This is a genomic window from Sphingobacterium puteale, from assembly GCF_003627955.1.
Taxonomy (GTDB): domain Bacteria; phylum Bacteroidota; class Bacteroidia; order Sphingobacteriales; family Sphingobacteriaceae; genus Sphingobacterium; species Sphingobacterium puteale.
The window spans coordinates 503,637-527,784 of sequence record NZ_RBWS01000001.1; the positions used below are offsets into that span (position 1 = coordinate 503,637).

The following is a 24,148-nucleotide window of genomic DNA, read 5'->3' on the forward strand; positions in this document are numbered from 1 at the left end:
CTGCTCAGACTAAGCTGAATATCTATCATATCCTAGCTAATATCTCGCTTCTAATAATTAACTTTGTATTATGAGTGAAGAAAAATCATTAAATTTTATCGAGGAAATTGTCGAAGAAGATCTTCGTACAGGAAAACATGGCGGACGTGTATTGACACGTTTTCCTCCTGAACCAAATGGTTACCTCCACATTGGTCACGCCAAATCCATCTGTTTAAATTTTGGATTAGCACAGCAGTATAATGGCAAGACTAATCTACGTTTTGACGACACTAATCCTGTCACTGAGGATACCGAGTATGTTGAAAGCATCAAAAAAGATATTCAATGGTTAGGATTCCAGTGGGCAGAAGAATTATATACTTCAGATTACTTTGAAACACTTTACGGCTACGCTGTTGAACTTATAAAAAAAGGACTTGCTTACGTGGATGATAGCACCGCGGAAGAAATTGCGGCAGCAAAAGGTACGCCGACAGAACCTGGTATTCCAACGCCGTACCGCGACCGGTCTATAACAGAAAATCTGGACTTATTCGCAGATATGCGCGCAGGAAAATATAAGGATGGTGAGAAAGTGCTCCGTGCAAAAATAGATTTGGCCAGTCCAAATATGCACCTACGTGATCCATTGTTGTACCGCATCAAACATGCCCACCATCATCGAACAGGAAATCAATGGTGCATCTATCCTATGTATGATTTTGCCCATGGTCAATCGGATTCCATTGAGAAAATCACACATTCGATCTGTACACTTGAATTTATTCCACATCGCCCACTTTACGATTGGTGTATTGAAAAGCTGGAAATTTTCCCGTCCAAACAATATGAATTTGCACGCTTAAACATGACATATACGGTCATGAGCAAACGTAAACTATTGCAATTGGTCAATGATAAGTTTGTTGAAAGCTGGGATGACCCCCGTATGCCAACAATCTCTGGCTTGAGAAGAAGAGGATATACTCCCGCGAGTATTCGTAACTTCTGCGATAAGATCGGCGTTCAAAAGCGTGAAAACATGATTGACGTCAGTCTATTGGAATTCTGCATCCGTGAGGATCTCAACAAAACCGCCTGGCGTAGAATGGCTGTGCTCGATCCGATTAAATTAGTGATCACAAATTATCAAGATGGCCAAGTAGAAGATTTAGTCGGTGAAAATAACCCCGAAGTTGAAGGTGGTGAAGGCCACAGGATCATACCTTTTTCCAAGGAACTATGGATAGAGCGAGAAGATTTTATGGAAGATGCCCCAAAAAAATTCTTCCGTCTTGGTCCTGGGCTTTCGGTTCGTCTAAAACACGCTTACATCGTTACTTGTAACGATTTCGTCAAAGATGAAAATGGAAAGGTAACAGAAGTACATTGTACTTATGTCCCTAATTCTAAATCCGGTGAGGATACTTCCGGACTAAAAGTAAAAGGAACAATCCATTGGATTTCTGTTCCTCATGCAAAGGAAGCCGAAGTAAGATTGTACGACAGGTTGTTCAATGATGAAAATCCAGCAGCAGCTGAAGATTTCAAAGAATCTATCAATCCAGCAAGTTTACATGTGGTAGAACGTGCCTATATCGAGCCAGACTTAGCGAACGCTACTCCTGGTAAAGGATATCAATTTATACGTTTAGGTTACTTTACGTTAGACACACATTCGACTCCAGCACATCTGGTCTTTAACCGTACAGTGACGTTGAAAGATTCCTGGGGAAAAGAAGTAAAGAAAAATGGTTAAGTAAACCAAGCGCTAAAAAGTAAAAGGTCGGAAACAATTCCGACCTTTTACTTTTTATATCTTACAATAACCTACCCCCCAATCTGTCCTCTCTCTTTTTAAACATACACAGACAACACTGCTTGTCCACATTTGGAAGAATAGCAAATGATAAAGGTACATCTTTCCTGCCAAGCTGTAAATTATTTTATTCAGTTTTTAACTTGATTATCGTCATTCACTCAATGCCCTAAAACAAATAGTTTTACAGCAAACAAATACCATTAACGACATGAAAAAGTTACTATTTCTTGCTTTTGCACTTACACTCGGTGCTTCAAGTTTACAGGCACAGAACAGTCCTGAGCAACGCTGGCAGATGCGTCTTAGAGGAGTCGCGGTAATGCCCAACGAGTCGGCCAATATCAGCACTATTGGTGGCGACATTGCGATCAACACAAAATTTATCCCAGAACTAGATTTCACTTATTTCTTTACCAAAAATATCGCCGCAGAGCTGATTTTAGGAACAACAAAACACAATGTCAAAACCGTTGGTTCCGACTTAAGTGCCATTGGAGGGAACCCCTCAGCAAATGTAGATTTAGGTAGTGTATGGCTCCTGCCTCCGACCTTGACAGCGCAATATCATTTTCTTCCGGATGGAGACCTCAGGCCCTATGTAGGTGCAGGGATAAATTATACAATTTTCTATAGTGTAAATGATGGCCCCACGGTCAAGAACGTAAAGTATGACAATGCTTTTGGATTTGCCACACAGCTCGGTATTGATGTCAAGCTTTCAGAAAAGTATTTCCTGAATTTAGATGCTAAGTATATTCTCTTGAAGACCGATGTTCAAGTGGATGCTTCCAACTTGGCCCCGAACTTATCAATACCGGCGAAAGTTGATATTAACCCTTTTCTTTTGGGGATCGGATTCGGCATGAAGTTCTAGCATTTCTTTAAACTCCCTATATAAAATGAGGCACCTTCTGACGACCAAAGGTGCCTCTGAATTTCTATTCTATGCCATACCATTGCTGATACTTCTTTCTAAGCCCCTCAACACGCGCCAGTCGTTTGCTATCTTTGGCTGCCAATAAGATATCTCGATAACGATCGACTGAGTCCAATGCCGTCTGCATATCGCTCCATTCAAAACCCAGATTTTTTTTATCTAATACCAATTGGTGTAAATAGTCCATATTTTGTGAAACATAGTTCAAATTTCTGTCTACGATATTTCCGGCCAGGTGTCCTTGTCCAGAACGGTATAAGCTGTCAATGATATCCGCATAGTTAATCGCATCCGACATTGCATATACACGATCCGGCAATTGGTCATATGCTTTCTTAGCTACTTTCCCAGCCTGCTTTACCTGCCCTTTTTCCAACAACAAACGGGCCGTCTTTCCAAAAATATCCCGGGCATACATACTGGTAAAGCGAAAGGAGTCTGTATCCAAATAACTTACATTTTTGACATTTCCCCACTGATATTTATGCATGATATTATCATATAATGCTTCTACGTTGACCAAAGCAGGTATTTCACCAACAGTCGCCTGCTGGTCATCGGTGGCAGCGACCGGCATCAGCCTTGAAGCAAATCCTTCATTGACAAGATATTTATCCAGCCCCAGTTTAATATCACCGGGCAGCATATTTGAAAAATAGATCGGCCGATCCCAATGATTATTTTCAAGAAGGGAAAGCAAAGTCAAATCTGATCGACTTAAGTGATCACTGGGGATTTCCCATTCCATCGTTGAAACAACTGCATGCTGTAAATAGGCCGGTACGGCGTTCTTTCTCAACACCTCGGCTTTATCAATAGTGAGTCTGACCTTCTTGGACGGAAAGTAATTCTCCAGATTTCCCGAATTCAGCTGAACTTTATAATCTGGATTATCGGAAGTAACAAATTGCAATAATTGTTGAACATCAACTGCAGCATTCAACTGTCGATCCACGAAAGGGATATAATCCCGAATACCCTTTTTTGTTTTTTCTGCAGGTATCTTTATTGGAAGTCCCGCAGCCTGATAAGTTGGTTTCTTAACCTGCTGCATATACCAATCACCCGTTAAGTAACTCAGTACAACTATTCTTACGTCGGGACGAACACCTTCCACCTCCTGCAAATACCATAACGGAAAGGTATCGTGATCGCCATAGGTAAACAAAATCGCATTAGGCGCGCAGGTTTCAAGGTAATTGCGGGCAATATCCCGCGCCAGGGATTTTTCGGAACGATTATGATCATCCCAGTTTTGATGTACCAGAATCATCGGTCCTCCCAAAAGTGCAAAAGATACCCCTGTAGCCAAAGCATACCGGGTATGAAGGACACGTTTAAAAAGGCGCACCAATGCTATTGTGCCAAGTCCGATCCAAATAGCAAAAGCATAAAAGGATCCAGCGTAAGCATAATCACGTTCACGGGGTTGCAAGGGAGTTTGATTGAGATACACGACAATCGCTATCCCCGTGAAAACGAATAACATAGTTACCACCAAGGTGTAGGGCTTATTGTGTCGGTATAACCAAATCGCTCCTGCTAAACCCAATAATAAAGGCAGGAAAAAATACGTATTTCGGCTAGGATCATTTTGTTGCGATTCAGGAAGGTCATATTGTCCGCCAAGGCGCCAATTGTCCAATGGTTTCAATCCTGAAAGCCAATTCCCATCGGTATATGTTCCATAACCTTGTTTATCATTCTGTCTTCCTGCAAAATTCCATAAGAAATAACGTGCATACATTTCTCCCAATTGAAAATGAAAGAAAAACTTAAAGTTATCAGAGAACTGCGGCTTTTCACCGTCTTTTAACTTGAGATAACTTCTATAGTAAGCTTGATGATTTGCATCCTGACTATAAATACGGGGAAAAAATGTTTCTCGATCAAAATCATACTTATCCACCTGTGTAAATGCCGTATAATTGGACTCATCTTTCCGATAACTGGTTTTACTTTCTACGTCCACAGGTTTCGAATCGTAATAAGGTCCTTTCACCAAAGGTTCCCGTGTGTATTGTTCCCTTCCCAAGTAACCCAAAAACGAAAAGACATTATCTGGTGCATTATTATTGAGGGATGGATTCGCTTTACCGCGGATCAATACCATGGTATAGGAACTATAGCCAAACAGAATAAAACAAAAGGCCAATAAGGCCGTATTTAACGTATACTTCCGGTTTCTATGTGAATAAAAAAGGCCATATATAATAGTACCGCCGATAAGTATGCATAAGAAAAGAATTCCAGCCCCAAACCCCAGTCCGAGCGAATTCACAAACAACAGGTCTATTTTTGAAGCAAAAGCTACCAACCACTGAATGACACCCCAAAGAATTGCTGCCAAAACCAACAAGCCCAATAAGAATGCCGTTAAAACACCTTTCAGATTAATTTGCGAAGTCCTTTTAAAATAGACCACCATGGCTATGGCCGGAATAGCCAACAGATTCAATAGGTGCACTCCGATCGAAAGTCCCATAACAAAAGCAATAAAAATCAACCAGCGGTCGCTTCCATGCTGATCCGCCCGCGCTTCCCATTTGAAAATTGCCCAAAAAACCACTGCCGTACAAAGCGAGGACATCGCGTATACCTCAGATTCCACAGCAGAATACCAAAATGTATCACTGAAGCTGAAAGCCATTGCCCCGACTGTCCCTGCAGCGAAAAGCTGTAGGTAGTAGGGAAAAGTAGGCTGTTGTGGCTTCTTCAAAATTTTCTTGGCTATAGCAGTGATTGTCCAAAACAGAAATGCCACGGTCAAACCACTACAGATTGCCGAACCAATATTCATCCAGTAGGCTATCTTCCCGATATTACCGAATGCGAGATTGGAAAAAACATTCTGGATAAGCAAAAATAAGGGTGCACCAGGCTGATGAGCCACCTCAAGTTTGTAGGCACAGGCAATAAATTCACCACAGTCCCACCAGCTTACGGTCCTTTCAACAGTAGCAATGTAGACAAGCGTGGCAATAACGCCACAGGTCAAACCGAATAGAGTATTTAATTTATTGTACGTCATAGGGTCAATTGGTCTAAATCTTTATTCCTTTTAGTACTTTAAATTAAACAGTTATCTCGATTTAAAAATGTTAATTAACACTATTTAACATCATGATTTAATAAAAATATTTTTCTGAGGAAGCTGCTTCTATAACGGAAAGAGAAATACAGTCTTTTAAAGGGAAAGTAATGTCATCCTCCGTCGGCCATGTACAACAGGCAACAATTGAATGAACAGGAAATCGTTTCATAGAGACGTAGACGTATTTCTACTATAGTTTTAATAAAAAAGCGAGGGACTCTTCCCTCGCTCTATTTATATTTTTAGACCAATTTTTCAACGATCTTTTTGGTTGGGCCGGGATTACTCATAGTATAAAAATGCAGCACTGGCGCGCCAAATTTGATCAGTTCCTGACATTGTTGTACAAGCCATTCTTCACCGACTTGTCTCACATCGGCATTGGTTTTACATGATGCAACTGCATCACTCAATTCCTCTGGAATATCCAAATGGAAAATTCGTGGCAATGTGACCAGCTGTTTTTTTGTCGTCAAAGGTTTGAGCCCCGGAATAATAGGCACATGAATTCCGTTGTCGCGGCATTTGGTCACAAATTCCTTGTATTTTTCTACATTAAAGAACATCTGCGTCACGATAAATTCAGCCCCCATATCGACTTTTTGCTTCAGATATTTAAAGTCCGTATTGAAATTAGGTGATTCAAAATGTTTCTCCGGATATCCGGCAACTCCGATACAAAAATCAGTTTTTTCAGATGTAATAATATCTTCGTGGAGATACTTCCCTTTATTCATATCTGTGACCTGTTCCAATAGGTCCGTAGCAAAAGCATGACCACCTTCAGTTGGAATAAAATCAGCATCTCCTTTGCGCGCATCGCCTCGCAGCACCAGCACATTGTCAATACCCAAGAAATTCAGGTCAATCAAAGCATTTTCTGTTTCCTCTTTGGTAAAGCCTCCACATATCAGATGCGGGACAGCGTCCACCTTATACTTATTCATGATAGCAGCACATATCGCCACTGTTCCCGGTCTTTTGCGATAGGATACTCGCTCCAATAACCCGCTAGCATGTTCCTTATAGATGTAATCTTCACGATGATAAGTTACATCTATAAAAGGTGGTTTAAATTCCATCAGCTCATCCATTGTTTTAAAAATACTTTGGATGCCCTGTCCCTTTGCAGGAGGCAATAGCTCAAAAGAAAACAATGTTTTTCCTTTAGCATTCTGGATATGATCGGTAATCTTCATTAAAAAACTGTTTTAAGTTTGGGTTGGCTTACATCGAAACGCACAAGTCGAGGATATGTCTATCTGCATGTAACTTATCTTTCCCACATGGAGCAGGGTAGAATTTAGCACCTTGAACAATACAGGTTGCTAAGGCTTCATTGGGTCTAGTCCCTCGGCCTTTCTCTATAAGCGTTGCTAATATCGTTTTAAAAAACCAAACAACAAAAATATTTTTCGAAAATCTATAAATTACATCGATAAAGCTGTCTTGCTTCCGGCTTTATCGATGTAATTTATCCCAAAGTTGATAGTGAGTTACGTAAATTCTTCAAATAAAATGTAATCAACAGCAACCCCGTCACACTATACTTCTCCTTTTGTCCGTACTTAAATCCAGCTAGCAAATATTGATAGGCGACCAATGCATTTTCCTCATTGTAAAACAGCTCCTTCCAGGAGACAGGAACATCTTCCCATGCCTTTAATACAATTCCATTTTGGGCATAGGTAATCGGCGACTCAACTCCGTCTATCTTGTAATCATGATGAACGCCAGAATTAGAAATGTGCTGAAAATAAGCAATCGAATAATCTAAAAAATTCAATGCACGCTCCTTTATCTCCCGGTCATTCTCAGCTCTTGTTGGAATATTACGCCAAAGATTGATTCCACTATCAAATTTACTGGGCTGCTCGCGAATGGGTGTCTTGTCCAATTCGAAATTGATGTACAGTCGCTCGGTATTTGGCAAATGGGCGGAATTAAACGCGGAGAAATCACCTTTCAACTGCACAAAATCCTTTTTCACCTGGATAATATCCAAGGAGAGTTTTCCCTTTGTAGCATCTATAAGCTCAAGCTTACTTCCGTTAAATGTATATTTACCATACAACAGGATATCGTCTATGGCGAAGACAAAATGTTCTTTATCCCGAAGGGAAAGAAAGGAACGATAATAAAGCGGGTGATCACAACGGACATCAGGCTCAACATTTAGCGGATTATCGGCTTTGGCTTTTAAATAAACCTCATTGGTATAACCGCAGATAACCTGGTAATTTCCGTCAGGAAACTGCTTATCCTTTCCCCAAAAACCGCAGGAGGACAAAAATATCGTTAAAATAAGGATCAATAATGGTCTCAAACCGGCTCATTTAGTAATGGTCAATATATTGATTATTTAGTACCAATATACTCAAAATCCCTCAAAGTAGGATATACCAGATCATTTTAACAAGTGAGTTCTACCAATAAAATCAAATACTGTTGTGACCCAACCTGATGAAACAAAAATAGGTTCAAAACTTCGCTTAGGAATTTGAACCTGTTTTGTTAATATTTACGCGAATCAAGAAATACGCTAAATCCCGATCTGGACAACGGATTTAGTAGCTAAGACCGTCTCTCTTATTCTTTATAGAGATCGACTAGCCCTTCAGGCAATGCAACTTCAATAATTTCTTCTTCACCATCTATTCCTAAAATTAAGTCATCGGATAGTGGAAACATCATTTCTTTACCATTCATATCAACTGTAGCGACGAATTGCTGTGGAAATTCCTGTACATCCGTAATTTCTCCCAGTTCACCATGAGTTTCGTCGATCACCAAAAAACCAATTAAATCCGTATATCTAAAATCATCTGGATCCCGCTCTGGCATTTTATCATTGGGCAGATAAACCTTTTTGCGGACAAGCGCCTGTGCCTTGTCGATGTGATCGACATCTTCAAATGTCACGTAAGCCGTACTATTTTTCTGCAGTTTTATAGCATCGATAAAATAGGGCACAAGCTTTTTGTTGACCTCCAGAAAAACGACGTCCATATCCAGGCTTTCGTAGTCTTCAAATTCGAAAAACAATTGCATTTCCCCTTTAAGGCCCCTCGTTTTGCTGATATAGCCTATATAAAAACTTTGATCGACAGTCATTTGGTAGTATTGCGTATTGAGATATTAGTATTGAGATGCTTTTTTTATCAGCTTGGCTATATATCGAGCATCTATTTAATTTTCACTTTTTTGCATGAAGGTATGATGGTATGGCCCACTTCCTAGTTAAGCATAGCGCAATCAGCATCACATTTTAGCCCATAAACAAGTTTATTAAAAAAAGCCGGCTCAAGATTGAGTCGGCTTTCTCGAATACTTTATGAAAGAATTAACCTTCAGTTTCTTCTGATGCAGGAGCTTCAGTCTCTTCAGCAGCAGGTTCTTCTGCTACAGGAGCATTTTTAGCAGCTACAGCAGCAGCTTTTTCTTCTTTTTTCTTCGCCTCAGCAGCTAAAGCAGCTTTTTTAGCATCAGCTTTAGATTGAGCTAAACCATCTTTTTTACCAGAGATTCTAGCTTCTTGAGCTTCAGTCCAAGCAGTGAATTTAGCTTCAGCAGCAGTTTCGTCAAAAGCACCTTTTTTCACACCACCTTGTAAGTGTTTTTTGTAAAGAACACCTTTGTAAGAAAGGATAGCACGAGCTGTGTCAGTAGGTTGAGCACCTTTATTCATCCAATCCAACGCTTTTTCGAAATCCAAAACGATAGTTGCAGGATTTGTGTTTGGGTTGTAAGAACCAATACGTTCGATGAATTTACCATCACGTGGAGCGCGAGAATCCGCTACGACTACGTGGTAAAAAGGACGTCCTTTTTTACCATGTCTTTGCAATCTGATTTTAGTTGCCATTTCTTAATTTTATTTTATGTATTCAACATATCCCCCGAGCTTCATACTAGAGGGGATGCAAAGATAGTTATTTTTTTCTATTCATAGACATAATTTAATAAAACTTCGCTGAAAATGACATCCTTAGCATCTTCAAAATCCCCTTTAACAACATAACTCATTGCACTAGCTTTGCCGTCACCACCTAAGGTAATCTTTACAGCTGTTTTCTTTGTCCAATCTGGCTGAATTTCCTGATTGGCCTTTCCCTGAACCAAGGTAGAGAAAAAAGAATTTTCTAAATTTTTGGATACAACCTGATTAATATCAATCGGATTAAAACCCATTTGTTTGTAAATAGGATAAAGAGGATTTATTGTAGTGGAATATTGAAAAAAGGAGAATAAAGTAAATTCAAGTTTAGAGTCTCCAGGAATATTCAAAAGCGGCGAGAAATATAGAAAGCTTTTCAGTTTTTGGATATTATCGCCATTATAGGCAAAAGTCAACTCCTGCTCATCTCCTATTTGCTCATAGAATTTCTCCAGTTTCCGATAGACAACTTTGGAAGGTACAGGCATGTTCGAAGTATAAGAATAGCTTGTCAATAATTTATCTTTAATAAGCGATTCAGCGCCGCCGGTGCTTATTCCATCTTTAATCGGCGAGTTCTTATTATACAAACTGTCAACAAATACACTTTTCAGACGATTCTGTTCATCCCAATGATAACTTAAACGCACGATTTTCTCCCGTTCAATTCCGCCCGTTTTATCCTGTAGCGCAATACGCGAATAATCTACACGCCCATTTGTGCCATAATGGAACTGTTGCTCATTCACTTTTGTTACCCGCCCTTGGACATCATATTGAAACTCATAGCTACTTTGACTTGTATTTGAGTTAAACTGCGTCGCACTTCTAAATAAGACGAGTCGAGTATTATCCTTCTCAGATCCATCTTTTTTACAGGAATAATTAAAGGCGCATGATAACAGAAGGAGGCCCACTATATATTTCATAAAACAATAATTTGGTCAATAAATGAGAAGCAAATTAAGTATATTTTCTCAGTTAAAATAATCTTCGGCATTTTTGCCAATTCACATTTTACTTTTTACCTTCATTCCATGAAATCTGTTGCGCCATTAAAAATACTTAAAGCTTCGGCCGGTTCCGGAAAAACCTTCAGCCTGACACTGCATTATCTCACTTTACTATTATCCAATGAAAATAGCTACAAAGAGATATTGGCTGTGACATTTACCAACAAGGCCACCGCGGAAATGAAAGAGCGCATACTCACTGTACTCCATGGCCTGGCTATCGGAGACTCCGGTCCTAAAATCGAAGATTTTAGAAAATTGTTACTGCAGCAGCAGCCCGATTGGACCACCTATCTAATCCAGGAGAAATCTCATCGCGTCTACCGCCAGATCTTACATGACTATAGCCATTTCACAATAAGTACAATAGATGGTTTTTCCCAAAAAGTCATCCGTGCATTCACTTATGAGCTTAATCTCGATGCGGCCTATAAGATCGAGATGAATGTCAATAAAGTCAAAAATGAGTTGACAGTTATGCTCAATCAGCTACTGGATGAACGACCTGACCTACTCGATTGGATTATCGCCTATGCGGAGAAAAAAATAGCCAAAAATGAGAACTGGAACTATCGACAACAATTGATGGGACTGGCCAACCTTATTTTCTCTGAAAATTTCCAGGAGTTTGACAGCTATATTAATTCCGCCAATCCGAGAGAAGTTTTCAATCTCCTGAACCAGGAAATCGAACAAAAAATAAATTCTTTCACAGAAGCACTTTCGCTGACCATTGAAGCTTTCAGTGAAACGTTTAAGAGCTTCAACATCAGTGAAAATGAACTCAAGGGAAAATCACGCAACAAGATTATCTCGGCGAGCAAGACCAGTAAAAAGACCGACAAGCTAAGTTCTTCCGAAATTGCCAAGATATTGGACAAATACGTACAGCTAATAGACAATGAAGACGCATTTACAGCTACTGACAAAAATATACGCCATGATCTTCTGTCAGCACTTGCTCCCGTCCTAAAATCTTTTCAGACGCTACAGGAGAATCTACCGGCTTATATTGCCTACCAAGCAGTGCAGAACAATCTCTATTACTTGCGCCTGCTCAAAGAAATGAGCGACCTGCTCACCCAGTGGCGCAAGGAGAACGGCGCACAGTTAATCTCAGATTCGCAGATCCTGTTAAATAAACTCGGTATCGATGAGAACAGCGATCCGACATTTATCTGGGAAAAAATAGGCAATCGCTTCAATTATTTTTTATTTGACGAATTTCAGGACACCTCACGTATCCAATGGAAAAACTATAGCCCTCTACTGATCAATGCACTTGCAGATGCAAATGGTACCCTGAGTGAACATCTGATTGTTGGCGATGTCAAACAAAGTATATACCGTTGGCGAAACGGAGATTGGCGTATATTGCTCCATCAGGTCGAACAACAAATTGGTCATGCATTCCACCTCGATGAAACTGCCAAAACCACTTTTATTGAAAACGGAAGCCTTGACACCAATTTTCGGAGTCTTCCAAATATCATCCTGCTAAACAATTATCTTTTTAGCAGTATTCCTCAACATTTGCAAGAGGTTCTTAATAAAAAGGTCGATGAAAACTTAGACGAAGATGGGAAACGTTGGTGGGCCGCTTCAGGCAATGATAACATGCTTATCAAAGCCTACGAAAACAGTCAGCAGGAAATTCCTGCACACAAAAAGGGGAGCCTCGACAAGTTGGGCTCCATTGAAATAACATATATCCCTGTGTCAGATGGTCGCTTTAGAAGAAATCAGGTCGTTGAGGAATCGCTTCTGTTTTTATGTACAAAAATAGAAGAATGGTTTATTACTGGGAGATATCATGCCAAACAGATTGGTATCCTTGTCCGCAGTAATGCGCAGGCCAAATTGGTCATCCAAAAATTGATGGATTTCAAAAAAGAGCAAAATCTTACCTTCGAGGTCATCTCTGGCGACGCGCTTGTTCTGGCCGGCAACGATGCTGTTCTTTTGCTGATAGAAACATTAAAAGCACTCGTTTACAATTCGGACAAACACAGTATACACAAAGCAAAAATGGTCTATCTCTATCAGACCCTACAGAAAAATACAGTCAGTCAAAATGCTTGGCTAGCATTTGCTTCAAATGACATCCGTGCGCTGAAAGATTTTCTTCCCCATCCCCTGATCGACTCCTGGGAAACCTGGCAGAAACAGCCATTGGTTCACCTCATAGAAAAACTGATCGAAATCTATGGCTTCACAACCGAGCAAAACATCCATCTGCCCTACCTGCTGGCATTCAAAGATATGATATCGGGCTTCTCTTCCAACGGTGAACGCGGAATCATTCAATTCCTGGAGTTTTGGGAAGAAGATGGTCATCGTGCAGTACTGCCATCCAATGGAGAAATCAATGCGATTGAGGTAACGACAATCCATAAATCAAAAGGGCTCGCCTATGATGTTGTCATGCTCCCGTTCTGTTCCTGGGATCTGGATGGCATGATCAATGGGGATTTTTGGATAGATACCCATGAAACGCCATTTGCCCAATTGGGAAAAATTCCTATAAAGTATACAGCAACAGTTGGAAAATCTGTGTTTTTCAAACAGTATTTTGAGGAAATGCTATTCAATTATATGGATGCGCTCAATACCTTCTATGTAGCGACAACCCGTGCTATTGAACATCTCTATATTACAGCTCCTTTATTTAAAGAGTCCGTTGATAAGAAGACGGGGGAAATTACGGGCTATGATATCAAGGATGAGTATATAAGTGATATACTTTATCAAGTATTAGATTCAACTTCCGCTCCATTTACATTGGAAGGCACCTCTGTTAAGATCGACCAGACCATCAAACAAAAAGATCATCAAATCCGAGGGAACAACATCATTTCACTCAGCTACTACCCTATTTCCAAAGAACTGGAAATGGCCTTAGAAAAATCCAGTACACGTACGATCAACGACATCATGATGCTGGAGAAAGCAGCGCAGTATGGGATATTGGCCCACGAGATCATGTCCCAGATTTCTCAAGAAAAAGATATCTCCAGATTAGTACGGCAGCTAATTCAAGAAGGTATACTCTCAAAAGAGGAGGAACCCTTTCTGATGCAGGAAATCAACCAGATCTGGCACCACCCAACCATCAATCAGTGGCTCACCGGGAAATATAAAATCTGGAATGAAGCCAGTATCATTACCGCTAAAGGCGAAACCATCCGCCCCGACAAAGTCTTCACCTCCGAAGAAGAAACAATTGTACTGGATTTTAAGTTTACGCAAACAGACTACATCGGACATAAATATCAGGTAGATAACTATAAAAAAAACTTGGTGAACCTAGGCTACACCAATGTTAAAGCCTATCTATATTATGCCAAATCAAATCAATTAATTGAAGTAAAATAAACAATCGCGATGCAGACAGCCTTTTTAAAATTAGTAGCGGCGGATATTCAAAAACGTTTTGGAAACGATTTGAGTGAGATTGCCATCGTGTTTAACAATAAACGCCCGATTACGTACCTCAAAAAACATCTTGCCGATGTCTACGGACAGGCAATCTGGTCCCCTCAATTTTTCACCATACAAGAATTCTTTAAATTATCAACTAACGATACCGACGCGAATGCCTTAGCACAATTCTTTCAGCTCTTTAAAATCCATAACGACCTTTTGGCCGCGGAAGGAAAACAGCCGGAGACTTTAGAAGAATTCTATCCCATTGCGGAGATTATATTGAGTGACTTTGGACAACTGGATTATGATCTGGTTCCGATCGACCAGGTTTACCTGGAACTTTATGACAACACTAAAATTGACATTGCTTTTCAACATCTTACGCCAGAGCAACAGGGGTTCATCCGTCAGTTTTGGCAATCATTTTCCATAGCGGGGCATAGCGATGTACAAGAACGCTTTTTACAATTATGGAAAAGACTTCCCCTATTATACACGAGATTCAAAGAAAAGCTTAAAGCAGAAGGTCAAACCAATTATCCTACAATCTATCGAGACCTGGTTGAGGGCAGGGCGTCAAATCAGGACTTTACATCATCTTTTCAGCGGATCCTATTCGTTGGTTTCAATGCATTAAATAAAGCCGAGGCTAAATTATTCCGCAAATGGCAGGAAGAAGGGAAAGCGCTGTTCTACTTCGATGCAGATGCCTACTATCTGGAGGACAACATGCAAGAAGCGGGCCTATTTATTCGTCGAAATATCTTTCAGACCGGACTTGTCAATGCATTAGGCGACAGTCCGAATATTATCGGGAATAGAACCTCAACAGTAAACCTATATGCGAGTACAGGAAAAATAAGTCAGACAAAATTGCTTTATGATATCCTCGAAAAGCAAAATAACACAGATCAAACTTCAGCCATCTTATTGGCTGATGAGAACCTGTTAGTTCCTTTGCTCCAAAGCCTACCCGATGTTAATCCCAATATTACGACCGGATATCCCCTAACCCAATCGCCGATCTATGGGCTATTGGACTTATGGATGGAAGTGCATCTAGAAATATCACAGTTAAAAAAACGCAAGCTTTCCTATCAGACCATTGAGACCTTCATCAATCATCCCCTGACACAAGTCTCTTTGGAAGACAAATTGCTAATTCAGAAAGAAATCGCCGATAGGCAATTATTTGAAATCGCCTTGGAAGAGCTACATTTCAAAAGTTCCTTACCCCAATTTTTCGTTCCCATTGGACATGCGTCCCAGTTGATCCCTTCACTCATCAACATCGTTGAAGACTTGCTGCACAGCATATCATCAGATGAACGCATCCGTCAGATTGACAATAACCTGCTGATAGAAACCAAAAAGACACTCAACCAGCTGTTATTGGGATTTGACACCGTTGCCCCCTTGAGCATCGGCTTCCAGATCGGCTTGATTAAGAAAGCCATATCACCGATAAACTCCGCGATAGAGGGAAACCCGCTAGAAGGCATCCAGATTATGGGGCTTTTGGAAAGCCGATGTCTAAATTTTGACAATGTTTACATCCTGGGGGCCAACGAAGGTATCCTGCCCAAAATATCCAATTCCCCGACGTTTATTCCCAATAGCCTGCGAAGAGCTTATGGACTTCCGATATTGGAAAATCAAGATGCACTCTCAGCCTATTTATTTTACAGACACTTTCAATATAGCGAGGGAATCCATATTTTTTATAATGGCTTGGTTGACGAAAGCTCAACAGGAGAGGAAAGTCGATTTATCAAACAGCTGGAATTTGAAAGCCGGTTTAATTTTGAACGAAAAGTTCAACAACAGACGATCCAGTTCTCCGATAAAACGGCAGAGATTATCATCGAAAAGAAGGGCGAAGTATGGAAAAAGATGTATCAGGACTTCATTGTCGATCAGAAGCGAATATCAGCGACCGCATTAACAACTTATTTGCAGTCTCCGTTGCAGTTTTTCCTCAAGCATATTGCAAATATCAAAGAACCTCCTTCCATTTCACAGGAATTTGAGATGAACAAATTGGGAACTGTTATCCACAATGTCATGGAGAAAATATTCCTGCCGTTCAAAGATCAGAAAGACTTTACACCAACGCATATTCTGCAGCAGCAATTCAATCAGATCGAATCTTTTGTTATTCGGGAAATAGGCTTTCAATATCAGGTTGAATTAACTTCCACAAACGATTTAAATAGCCTACAGCGCATCATGTTAAAGATCGCCTGTGAATATATCAAAATGTATCTCGAATATGACATCGCCAATTATAAGGCCTTCCGTATTATAGAACTTGAAAACGACACCGACTACATACTTCCATACCCTATTTCTGTAAATGGTAAAGAAGAACAGGTTACTTTATATGGTATCATTGACCGGGTCGACGAAGTTGTCACCCATGATGATCGGATCATCAGCAGGATTGTCGATTACAAAACAGGAGGTGATTCCGTTAGTTTTAAAGAGATGGACCAGGTCTTTGCCCCCAATACGGAAAATAAAGCGCTGATACAAACACTTTTCTATGCCTATGTATTTGAGCAAAAGACAGGCCGGAAGCAACTGGAGCCACATCTATATGTTGCTCGAAAAATGCGTGAGGAAGGAACTCTGTTTAATGGCAAAGAGGGTGTATTAACCGCCGACTTTCTCGCCTTTCAGAAAGAGAACTTCGTCGGATTCTTGAGCAAGATACTCTGTGAAATTTTTAATCCTGAAATTCCATTTAGACATAATCCGGATGCGACCATCTACCCCAGCGATCCTTATACGCTGTTCTATAGAGAAGCGAGCAAATGGGCGGAAAATGAAGAATCAGTATAGGAAAGGCCTTCAGCCTGTTAGCTAAAACGCTAAGAAAAGGGGACATTCATGAATGTCCCCTTTTCTTAGCGTTTATTTTTTTTTATCGCCTTATTGGCTCGCCGTTTGGCGGTATTTATTTTATAATGAAACCAATGATCTTTAAAGATCTTACGCATGGTATTATCAAAATGTCTGGTGATAAAAAGGTTACGTGCTCCTTTTAATTTCTCACTGATCGAATTTGCCAAAGCCCTTACTGAAATAGAATAACCTTCGGTCTCATATTGTATGTAGTGCCACCAGCCTGCAGGCATATAGAGTGTTTCTCCCGGGTGGATCACCGCCTCATACCCCTCCAGATATTCTATCCCCGGAAATTCCTCCACATTGCTATACTTTGGATTAGCAATACTATGGAAGTTATATGGTAGCTTATACATCAGATCAGATTGATCATTTGGAAAAAGCCAAATACGTTTAAGTCCCTGAAACTGTGATATAAACACATGGGACATATCGATATCAAAATGATTCCGTGTACTTGAACCTTCGCCTCCGAAAAACATAAAGGGCAGCCACTGCAATACTTTTCCACCTGTTACATCATTATAGATAACATCCTGTTTTAGCTCGGGACGTATCTTGAGCAGATTGAACAGAAACAATCGTAACTCGGTAGGTTCTTTAGTAATAAGATCCAAATATTCCGCAAATGTCATTTGCCCCACAGGAGCACTGGCAGCACGATCCATCGAATCTTCTTCTTTTCCATAGACATCAATCTTAATATCACCGGCTATTTCCTTAAAGTAATCATAACTCCATTTCTTCCATGCAGGACTATCAGCACTAATAAAATCTTTTATAACCACCGGAAACCCAGGTTTCAGATATTTTTTTAAAAAGTCCTCTGATCGAATGCCCGAAATTTTATCAACTTGCTTTAAATTCACGACTGACTAATTTTGCTTAATTACAAACATAAAAAAAATATTTCTACCAAATTTTAAAAATAACGCATACACTTTATTTTTAATCGGAACAAATAACCCAAATACAATTTAATGGAAATATATTTAAAATCTCAATGACATCTGTCACTTTTAATACATTTCTCCCTTACAACAATCCTTATCCACAAACCAATATACAACGATCATACTTTCGTCACCTTTCCTTATCAACGGTGTGAAAACGAAACGAATATTTTAATTCAAGTATCATTTACCTTGCAGATTCCCTATTCAACAAAAAAAGGGTTTTGAAAAACCCCTTTATATTATTGACCTAAGATAGGTATTATTTATTCACTTTTTTGATATATTCTTCTACGGCCATTGTCATACTAGGTGCCTTTGGTGTAGGCGCAGGAATATCTAATATCAATCCATGCTCCAAAAGGGCCTGCTGTGTTGAAGCTCCAAACGCAGCTATTCGAGTATTGTTTTGCTTAAAGTCCGGGAAGTTATCATATAACGACTGAACACTGGAAGGACTAAAGAATACGATTACATCGTAAAATACATCTTTAAGATCACTCAAGTCACTTACTACTGTTCTAAACAGAACTGCAGGTGTAAATTTATAACCGTTCTGCTGCAACCAGTTGCTTGTTTCTTCATTGGCAACATCTGAACAAGGGAACAGAAAATTTTCTGCTTTATGCTTTTTCAGCACTTCTTCCAAATCTTTAGCTGTCTGTTTACCGAAGAATATTTTGCGTTTCCTATACTGAATATACTTTTGAAGATAGAGGGCGATTGTTTCCGAAATACAGAAATATTTCATTTCTGCAGACACTTCAAATCGCATCTCCTCACATATCCTAAAATAATGATCTACAGCATTTCTACTTGTAAATATTACCGCAGTATAATCTGCTAAATTAACTTTATCCCTACGCACATCTTTGGCGGGAACTCCTTCTACGTGTATAAAACCTCGAAAGTCTAATTTTAACCCGTATTTCTTTGCTAAATCATAATAAGGGGACTTATCGTTTTCAGGCTTTGGTAAAGTCACCAGTACACTTTTTACCTTCTTTGCTCTTTCTACGTCTGAAGTTTGCATATTAACCAGTTTTAGCTCAATAATCTTAACAGTATTAATATTGGTGCTATTTCTAGGCAACAAAGGTACAAAATTAAATAGGAAATTGAAAATTTATACATCGACATAATATGAGCCGCTGTTTTGAGAAATCTATATAGGAACAGCAAGATGGCTCCAATAATTGCCAGATGCAAGACTATGCCAACGGAGGATAAAGGTGCAAGACTCAATATCAATAGCACCGGAAGCATCAGGAAAAGCGTATTAAAATAAATCAGATATAATACGGTCACATATTCTTTGACAAGTTTTCTGATTTCAAAAACAAAAGACAGGAATCGGATAAATCCAATTTTAAAAGCAAACAGACCGCCCACCATACCGACCGTCTTCATATAATTAGGAAAGGTAATAAAATCGAAACGGTTCAGTTCGTAAGCATAAAAAAGACTGACAAACAAAGCTATCGCTCCCGAGAATAATACAAATAGGAAAATAAACGGCCATGAAGTCAGGATCGTATCCTCTTTACTAACGGACAGCAATACCCTGTCATCAAAATAACCCTGAAATACCAATTTTATATCAGAAGGAAAAAATACACGGATTAACCCAACGCCAAATATCAAAAAGAGCGCCGTAAATAATATCCAGTTGTCCCGATGTGGCTTAGGTGTTCCATATTGCCGTTCCAGGGCATTACCACTTTTCTCTCCTTTAAAATATTGTTTTACATTATAATCATACATGTTGTGAATAACCAGCCCCTCTGTCTCCACCGTAACAATCCGATATTGTTTTTGAAGTGCCGGATTCAAAGATGCCAGCATCTCCTGGTTTGACGACGCCACTGAATCCCTTAACATAAGTGTACTATCAGGCAGAGACACACTTTCTCGAACAACCTGTCGCGATATCCGTCGCTGCGCACTCAACTGTACAGCCGAAAACACAAAGAGGATTACAAATACAATATAATATCTAAAGACGTTAACTTTCATTGAAATAAATTGTCCCTTATCGGCCATTCAGAAATCATGGGCCGCTTAGATTCGAAACTCTTTTATGATCGTAAAGTTAGGATAAAAAGTTATATTGCATTCAAAAAATCTTTATACAACATGCCAAAAGAAATAATACGCTGTCAATGGTGCGGATCTGACGAACAATATGTGGCCTATCACGATAAAGAATGGGGGCGACAGGTAAAAGATGATAAAACCCTTTTCGAATTTTTGGTGCTCGAATCAGCACAGGCCGGTTTGAGCTGGATTACGATCCTCCGTCGGAGATCAGCTTATCAAGAAGCCTTTGCTAATTTTGATGTCAATAAAGTCGCCGATTTTACGGCAGCTCATGTCGAGGCGCTCTTAAAAGACTCCGGTATTATTAAACATCGAAATAAAATTGAGTCGACCATTACCAATGCGCAACTGTTCGAAAAAATCCAGATTGAATATGGTAGCTTTTACAATTACCTGTACACATTTTTACCCGAACAGCAACCCCTAGTCAATCACTGGTCTAGTCTACAACAGGTTCCGGCGACGACTGCGATTTCTGATAAAATAGCAAAAGACATGAAAAAAAGAGGTTTCAAGTTTTTTGGCTCCACCATTTGCTATGCTTACATGCAAGCAGTGGGCATGGTCAATGACCATATTGAAAGCTGTTCTTTTAAATATTAAACCACATGATAGGGTCAAGGAAAAAAGATGACAAACGACCTTGCGGAAGGATGTTTCTATAGTTCCTTGATCTATTTTCAACAGCCAAATTAACCTTGCCAAATCAAAATCTCGATATTCAAAATCTCTCATCACAATATCTTAATCCTAAAATCTAAACGGGAACATTCTTATAGATATCTGGTAAGTTGCGGCAAAGACCGTTAAAATCCATCCCATACCCCACGACAAACTCTTTACTAATCTCAAAACCAACGTAAGTGAGCTCTTCAAAATGGTATTGTAATGCTTCTGGCTTTACCAAAAGTGCACAAGCAATGACACTGGCCGGATTTAACCGCTTCACAGCATCTAGTGTATGCTTTAACGAATGTCCGGAGTCGACGATATCTTCCACGATAATCACATCTCGCCCTTCCAGATCAATACCCAGTCCTAAAAGCTCATTCAACTCAGACTGCCCAGTACCGATATAGGAGGCTAATTTAATAAAAGACATCTCACAGGGAACTTCTATCTGTTTGAGCAGATCTGCCATAAACATAAAACAACCGTTCAAAACGCCTATAAAAACAGGCTGCTTATGCTCATACCGTAGACTGATGTCTATCCCCATTAAACGAACCCTTTTCTGAATCTGTTCTTCCTCAAAAAGTGGTTCAAAAAGCAACCCGTCAATTTCTATTTTTTTCATTCCACTAAATTATTTTATCGGTTTCATTTCCATTTCCGGGACGAAGTTTCCTAGCCTTGTGCTAGCTGATTTTAAAAATCTACACCTGATGTCGATAAATCAAAAGTTTTCTCAAGGAGAAAACAACTGGCCACGCACCTTTTCAGTCAGCTACTTCTGTGGCTTTTTAGGCGCATTGGTAGTCTCCGCCTCCGTTTTTTCCTTTTCCTCTTTGTTTCGGCCCAGGATCTTATCGAAAATAGACCTTTTATGTTTTTCCGGCTCGGCCGTTTCCTCGTCCTGCTTTTCAGGATGAGACATCTTTTTTATCGTTTTTGGAAGGGAAACGCCTTCCAGATTATCAACTGCTCTCCCCTCGCCCAGATCATCGAACAGCAATGGGTCATCGCCCATATCCAATGTATCTATCGAATCTATAACGGCAGGTCTGGCAGCACGCAGATGTGGTTGCAGTACGACCTCATAGAAACCATAAGCCGATGTGGTCGAGTCAATACCTATCTGCCCAGTCTTAGTCATGATATGACCATAGGTGTTAAAATAACGCAACATATTTCCTTTGAGATGCCCTGTCCAGTCAAAAAAGTTCAGCCCTTTCTTCGGACGAGGCACGATACTGGACAAAAATATACTTTCTCCAAGCCCGAGTTGCGCCGGTGTTTTTCCAAAATAGTAGCGCGCAGCTTCAGTAATCCCATAGACATTATTTCCCCACTCGATCACGTTGAGATAAACCTCGTACATCCGTTTTTTACTTACCTGCTGCGAACGTTCCATCAGCCAAACCAACAAAATTTCCTCCAGTTTTCGAACGACGGTCTTATTCCGGTTTAGAAACACATTTTTCACCAATTGCATGGATATGGTGCTTGCGCCACGTTTAAAACCCTTCTCTTTAATATTTGTGACAATAGAGAGTTTGAAAGCCTTCTCCTCAAATCCTTTATGTTTAAAGAAAAATGGATCTTCGGTGTTGATCAGACTGATCTGCATATAACGGGAAATTTGATCCAATGGGGTAAAATTTGGATTTTGCGGCCCCACCACAATCTCACGCATAGGTTTTCCGTCCTCATATGCCGTATAGGTAAAAGGCGTATTCAACATCCCGATATTAGCTTCACCCCATTTCACGACCTGCAGATCGCGGTCGTCCATTTTGGAAGAAAAAAGGAGCTTATCGGGTCTTTTGAATTCCAAAGCAAAATTTAGATCATATTGGATATGTCCCTCAACCTGAATTCCATCAAGCCCCGGAAATAATCCAACTGGCAGGGCATCAAAAAAATCCTGCGCTTTGATTTTATCCGTGTGAATAGCTAGAAAAATTTCCTTTTCAGGCCTATGTATATATTTTAAATAAGGAGAAAAAACAAAATCTTTTACCTGTACTGTACTTTCTTTGCTGACCTCAATAGAAGAGGCTCCTATCTTGAGCGCCCCCTGCATGGTCGCTTCAGGAAAAATAACATCTTTACTGGAAATACGCCAGTGATTTACTTTCAGGTTTTTAAATCCCCATTGTCCGTGCAATTCCAACAGTTCCTTATTTCGTCGATTAGCTTTGTCCAATCGAAAGGATATCTCATCAAAACTAACCGCCAGACCAAATTTACGCTGTAATAAAGGGAGGTTAACTTCCTTCTTATCTGAAAAAAGACGTAGGTCACATTCCTGATTGTCCGAATCTATCGTCCCTGTTAGGTTCCAAGCTGCTTCATGATCGTTCAACAAAAATTTGGATTCCATGTCACCACCATCGATAACGGCAGAAGGAATAACAATACGCTGTGAGGTACTGTCGTCTTTGTAGGAAAGCTCAAAATTTCTGAGATCGAGATCATTCGGGATCTTAAAGAATACATTTTTGAGCAGACGATCCGCCAATGCGGCCAAATTCTGCTTAGGGTTGTCATTTTCAATGGTATCTTTCTTTTGCTTCTTAAACAAAAAATCATAGTTACTGATTGAATCTTTCTTGACCAATGATACGGTGGCATTATCCATAATAACCTCTCCGAGCTTCACATCACCGAATAAAAGAGGCCACAATTTAACGGATACAGTCAGGTCATTAATTTGCGCCAGAGGTGCTCTATTTTTAGGCAGCAACTGTATATTTTTAAACTGCACTGCATTAATTCCCTGAAAAGCATAATACTGGATTTTCAAATCCATGTCATACTTTTCCAGCAGTTTCGCTTTTGCTTTATTGATCGCCCCCATGAGCATCCCATCTCTCTTCTGGTAAGCATAAACACTTACCGCGATTACCAAAATCAAGAAAACAGCCAAAGTAATATAAAGCCATCGCCACTTGCGGGACTTCAGAGATGTTATAAATCGATTGGACATAATTACAATTTCATGCAAATCCATGCATATCAATAGTCAAACTTAGATAAATTTGCCTTTATATACAATTATAATTACACCGAAACCTGCGTGGGTAGGTCTCATTATTAAAGCTAGTCAAACGATGTGCCGAATTGTCGGTCCAATTCCTAAAATAAAGAAAACCTTGCTAGCAAAGCCAAAATGGAAACGCACCGTTCAGTCGACTTGACTTCGCTTCAATTTTCTTTAAGGCGGCAGAGTCATTCATTAGGAGCAGCGGCCTGATTTGAATTCCATTAAAAACAAACAAATGACATGAAATTGATCGGCAATGAGTAGT

16 protein-coding genes and 1 riboswitch are annotated in these 24,148 nt (G+C 39.8%); of the genes, 5 read left to right on the top strand and 11 right to left on the bottom strand.

Annotated features, from left to right (window positions below):
* Positions 1 to 70: 70 nt before the first annotated feature.
* Both D7322_RS01835 and D7322_RS01840 read left to right on the top strand, forming a co-directional pair.
* Entirely contained in the window at positions 71 to 1,741 is a 1,671-nt protein-coding gene (locus tag D7322_RS01835) for a glutamine--tRNA ligase/YqeY domain fusion protein (RefSeq protein WP_183078582.1), read from the top strand.
* Positions 1,742 to 2,012: 271 nt separating this feature from the next.
* Positions 2,013 to 2,678, top strand: coding sequence for an OmpW/AlkL family protein (locus D7322_RS01840; protein ID WP_121120753.1), 666 nt, complete (start codon positions 2,013 to 2,015; stop codon positions 2,676 to 2,678).
* 64 nt (positions 2,679 to 2,742) lie between these two features.
* Here the strand turns inward: D7322_RS01840 and D7322_RS01845 are convergent, their stop codons facing one another.
* The 6 genes from D7322_RS01845 to D7322_RS01870 form a co-directional block, all read right to left on the bottom strand.
* Positions 2,743 to 5,772 carry a protein O-mannosyl-transferase family gene (locus D7322_RS01845; protein ID WP_121120755.1) on the bottom strand — a complete coding sequence of 1,010 codons (3,030 nt, stop codon included), beginning with the start codon at positions 5,770 to 5,772 and terminating at the stop codon, positions 2,743 to 2,745.
* Between the two features lie 305 nt (positions 5,773 to 6,077).
* On the bottom strand, positions 6,078 to 7,034 hold the full coding sequence (locus D7322_RS01850; RefSeq protein ID WP_121120757.1) for a methylenetetrahydrofolate reductase: 957 nt from the start codon (positions 7,032 to 7,034) through the stop codon (positions 6,078 to 6,080).
* Positions 7,035 to 7,105: 71 nt separating this feature from the next.
* Positions 7,106 to 7,208: riboswitch (SAM riboswitch) on the bottom strand.
* Positions 7,209 to 7,309: 101 nt separating this feature from the next.
* Complete coding sequence (locus D7322_RS01855; RefSeq protein WP_147430279.1) at positions 7,310 to 8,161, bottom strand: hypothetical protein; 852 nt, start codon at positions 8,159 to 8,161, stop codon at positions 7,310 to 7,312.
* Between the two features lie 263 nt (positions 8,162 to 8,424).
* The gene (rimM, locus tag D7322_RS01860; protein ID WP_121120761.1) at positions 8,425 to 8,949 is read right to left on the bottom strand and encodes a ribosome maturation factor RimM; all 525 of its coding nucleotides are present in this window, start codon (positions 8,947 to 8,949) and stop codon (positions 8,425 to 8,427) included.
* Between the two features lie 229 nt (positions 8,950 to 9,178).
* On the bottom strand, positions 9,179 to 9,700 hold the full coding sequence (locus D7322_RS01865; RefSeq protein WP_077437135.1) for a 30S ribosomal protein S16: 522 nt from the start codon (positions 9,698 to 9,700) through the stop codon (positions 9,179 to 9,181).
* A gap of 77 nt (positions 9,701 to 9,777) precedes the next feature.
* Positions 9,778 to 10,701, bottom strand: a complete 924-nt coding sequence (locus tag D7322_RS01870) for a hypothetical protein (protein ID WP_121120763.1) — start codon at positions 10,699 to 10,701, stop codon at positions 9,778 to 9,780.
* Positions 10,702 to 10,809: 108 nt separating this feature from the next.
* Here D7322_RS01870 and D7322_RS01875 point away from each other — a divergent pair, with 108 nt between their 5' ends.
* Together D7322_RS01875 and D7322_RS01880 are read left to right on the top strand one after the other, a co-directional pair.
* Positions 10,810 to 14,160, top strand: coding sequence for a UvrD-helicase domain-containing protein (locus tag D7322_RS01875; protein WP_121120765.1), 3,351 nt, complete (start codon positions 10,810 to 10,812; stop codon positions 14,158 to 14,160).
* Positions 14,161 to 14,169: 9 nt separating this feature from the next.
* A complete protein-coding gene (locus D7322_RS01880) occupies positions 14,170 to 17,055 on the top strand; it encodes a PD-(D/E)XK nuclease family protein (RefSeq protein ID WP_121120767.1) in 2,886 nt (961 codons plus the stop codon).
* 65 nt (positions 17,056 to 17,120) lie between these two features.
* On the opposite strand, the gene D7322_RS01885 is transcribed toward D7322_RS01880, so the two are convergent.
* The 3 genes from D7322_RS01885 to D7322_RS01895 form a co-directional block, all read right to left on the bottom strand.
* Positions 17,121 to 17,990, bottom strand: a complete 870-nt coding sequence (locus tag D7322_RS01885) for a cupin-like domain-containing protein (protein WP_121120769.1) — start codon at positions 17,988 to 17,990, stop codon at positions 17,121 to 17,123.
* A 346-nt stretch (positions 17,991 to 18,336) separates the two neighbouring features.
* Complete coding sequence (locus D7322_RS01890) at positions 18,337 to 19,107, bottom strand: uroporphyrinogen-III synthase (RefSeq protein ID WP_165309272.1); 771 nt, start codon at positions 19,105 to 19,107, stop codon at positions 18,337 to 18,339.
* A gap of 11 nt (positions 19,108 to 19,118) precedes the next feature.
* The gene (locus tag D7322_RS01895; RefSeq protein WP_183078583.1) at positions 19,119 to 20,090 is read right to left on the bottom strand and encodes a DUF4271 domain-containing protein; all 972 of its coding nucleotides are present in this window, start codon (positions 20,088 to 20,090) and stop codon (positions 19,119 to 19,121) included.
* A gap of 120 nt (positions 20,091 to 20,210) precedes the next feature.
* On the opposite strand from D7322_RS01895, the gene D7322_RS01900 reads away from it, so the two are divergent.
* A complete protein-coding gene (locus D7322_RS01900) occupies positions 20,211 to 20,777 on the top strand; it encodes a DNA-3-methyladenine glycosylase I (RefSeq protein ID WP_121121259.1) in 567 nt (188 codons plus the stop codon).
* 154 nt (positions 20,778 to 20,931) lie between these two features.
* On the opposite strand, the gene D7322_RS01905 is transcribed toward D7322_RS01900, so the two are convergent.
* A complete protein-coding gene (locus tag D7322_RS01905; protein WP_121120772.1) occupies positions 20,932 to 21,471 on the bottom strand; it encodes a phosphoribosyltransferase in 540 nt (179 codons plus the stop codon).
* 150 nt (positions 21,472 to 21,621) lie between these two features.
* Positions 21,622 to 23,826, bottom strand: a complete 2,205-nt coding sequence (locus D7322_RS01910) for a transglycosylase domain-containing protein (RefSeq protein ID WP_121121261.1) — start codon at positions 23,824 to 23,826, stop codon at positions 21,622 to 21,624.
* Between the last annotated feature and the right edge of the window lie 322 nt (positions 23,827 to 24,148).